The sequence below is a fragment of the Acidocella sp. genome (assembly GCF_052326845.1).
In the GTDB taxonomy this organism is placed as follows: Bacteria; Pseudomonadota; Alphaproteobacteria; order Acetobacterales; family Acetobacteraceae; genus Acidocella.
In genome coordinates this window covers 1-2,798 of sequence record NZ_JBKQJR010000049.1, presented here as the reverse complement: position 1 = coordinate 2,798, position 2,798 = coordinate 1, and the positions used below count along the sequence as shown (strand labels likewise).

Sequence of the window (2,798 nt, the reverse complement as noted above, 5' to 3'; positions counted from 1 at the left end):
TCGCCTACGCCATGATGGCCGCTGTCCGCTATCGCGCTAACGCCATTACACCGAAAAAAACGAAGCCCAGGACAGGAAAGAACTCATCCGATGGTCCGTCCAGGAAATCCGGCGGCTCGCCCTGAAGCTCGCTCAGCGCCAACTGCCCGTCGCGCGCATCCTTAAATGGTCAACATTCAGACGGGCCCATCAGGCCGCAGCCAGACCAGCCCATCTTAAATCAAAAATGCAACTGTAGTGCTAGGCAGACAGTCAAGCATACGTCAGAATTGCCTCTCTAACAGCGGAGCATTGCCATGCAGCGTGCCTACAAGGTCGTCGACGTATTCACCAGCACGCCTCTTTTGGGCAATCCAGTGGCCGTTGTGCTCGACGCCGATGGCCTGGATACGGAAGCGATGCAGCGCATCGCCCGCTGGACCAACCTTTCCGAAACGACCTTCCTGCTGCCGCCAACCAATGCGGCAGCCGATTACCGCTTGCGGATATTCACGCCGCGCAGCGAACTGCCCTTCGCCGGGCACCCCACACTTGGCAGCGCCTATGCGGTCCTAGAGGCTGGGCGCGTTGCGCCGCGTGACGGGAGGTTGGTGCAGGAGTGCGGCGTTGGACTTGTCCGCATCACGGTCGAAGATACGGGTCGTTTGACGCTCGGCCTGCCGCCAGCCGCGTTGCGGACGCTCACGCCGGACGAGGTAGAGGAATTGGAAGCCGTACTCGGTCAGCCTGTTCTCAGGGACGTGCCGCCCGCCCTCGTCAATGTCGGCGCGGTTTGGGTGGTGGCGCAGCTGCCGAGTGCCGCGCATCTCCTCGCCTTGACGCCCGATTTTGCCCGTTCGGCCGCGTTCGAGCGGCGCCTCGGGGCGACGGGCCTCTCGCTGTTCGGCGCTCATGAGAGCGGCGATGCCGAGATCGAGGTGCGCTCCTTCGCGCCGTCCTGCGGTATTGATGAAGACCCGGTGTGCGGCAGCGGCAATGGCAGCATCGCGGCGTTTCGATGGGAGCGGGGCCAGCTGCCCACCACCGGCACCAACTACATGGCCGCTCAGGGGGCGCTGCGTCGGACGTGATGGGCGCGTCTTGGTGGCGGTCGATGCCGCCGGCCAAGTCAGCCTGGGCGGCACCTGCGTAACATGCGTTGATGGCACGTTGTCCTGCTGATGGCTGACGTGTGTCAGCGGCCTTCGCCGCTTTATGCATGTTCTGCCGCCCCACGGCACCACTGACGGCCATTTTGGAGGAAACTCTGGGACGAGGGAAATGCCCCGCGCGGAGGCCCAGCAGAACCTGCCGGAAACCATTGTTTTTTCTAAGGAAAATAGCGCGCCAGAAGAGATTCGAACTCCGGACCCTCAGATTCGGAGTTCGTGGTTGATCTGCGGTCGGCTGGTCAAAAAGCGCCAAAATCGCTGTTATTGCATATGTTTGGCTGGGTTCATCTCAATCTGGTTCTCGAAGCCTGCGATAATCAGCTATGTCGCCGTGGGGATTTTATGGGGGTGTGCCTTGGCAATGTCGCGGATGCGCCGATCGGCCTGCTCTTTGCCGGCGCAAACCGGGCGCATATCTGCAATTTTGCAGCCGAGGCGTTGGGCTTCTGCCTGTTGCGCGGTATAGAAGGGCGATACAACGCGAAGATCATACTGACCGTTCGGCAGTTTCCAGAACTCGGCGCAGCGGCTGCCGTCGCGCTTGACCAGCTTGTAAGGCCTGCCGGTGCTGCGGACACGAACCCGACTGCTTTTGCGTTCGTCTATGCCCATCGTGTCAACGCAGCAGAACGTGATTTATGGAAACTGCCAATGGCGACAGCAGCAGCGCGCAAAATCGCGCCCAGTGGTGACACTGTCAGCATGAATCTATAAGCCATTGATTTAATAGAGCAGCCAAATTCTCAAAGGGAGCTTATTGGACGCGATTTCCCAAATAGGCAAAAGAGCGGACCATGCGCGACAACATCTGGCTCAAACGCCTGCTCCCCCCGGCAATCATCATCCCGCTTTTGGCGATTTTCTGGAACTGGGATTGGTTCATCCCCCTCATCGACGCCGAGGCCTCCGCCTCCCTAGGCCATGAGGTTACAATTCAGCATCTCCATGTCGCTCTTGGCCACACGACCACGATCGCCGCCACCGGCATCACCATCGCCAATCCCGGCGGTTTTCCCACGAACGAAGCACAGCTCGCCAGCATCGACCGTATGCTCGTGAATGTGGATGTGATGGAGTCTATCGAACACCGCACCCTCTCGCTCACCAGTATCGAGGTCGACCACCCCGTCGCGAATATCCGCCAACTCCCTGATGGCACAAGCAATTACCCCGCGCCGCCTACATCCGGCGGCTCCACCCGCAGACCGCCAAAATTCGGTGATATTATCATCAATGACGGCATCGCCAGCATCGTCATGCCAAAGCTAAACACCGATTTTACCCTCACCATCCAGACCCGTCCTGCCCCCCCTGGCGACAAGCTTTTCACGGGTGGCGAGATCCTGGTGGACGCGCAAGGCACTTATGATAACGCCCCGATCACCGGCCAGTTCATCGGCGGCGACCTACTGTCACTGCGTGCCTCCTCCGCCCCTTACCCGGTCTACCTGAGCCTCCAGAACGGCATCACGCAGGTCAGCCATGTTCTGGCCGGAGACGGAGAGGCGCAGATGCGTGCCGGTGAAAGCTTCGGGGTCGTCGATTGTGCCGGTCAGGCTGACCCGCGTGACTCCGTTCTGGAGGCTCAGGTAGACTGGGTAAGGGGCGGAGGAGGCGCGCAGCGACAGCAGGCCGCCGCCGATGAAC

At 60.6% G+C, this 2,798-nt stretch carries 2 protein-coding genes and 1 pseudogene; all 3 read left to right on the top strand.

Translation table 11 applies throughout. From position 1 onward, the window contains the following. Positions 1 to 296: 296 nt before the first annotated feature. Positions 297 to 1,070, top strand: coding sequence for a PhzF family phenazine biosynthesis protein (locus ACLPJJ_RS03260; RefSeq protein ID WP_443589427.1), 774 nt, complete (start codon positions 297 to 299; stop codon positions 1,068 to 1,070). A 297-nt stretch (positions 1,071 to 1,367) separates the two neighbouring features. Next, positions 1,368 to 1,865, top strand: a complete 498-nt coding sequence (locus tag ACLPJJ_RS03255; protein WP_443589425.1) for a hypothetical protein — start codon at positions 1,368 to 1,370, stop codon at positions 1,863 to 1,865. An 80-nt stretch (positions 1,866 to 1,945) separates the two neighbouring features. Beyond that, a pseudogene (locus ACLPJJ_RS03250) lies at positions 1,946 to 2,798 on the top strand (hypothetical protein); the annotation flags it as partial.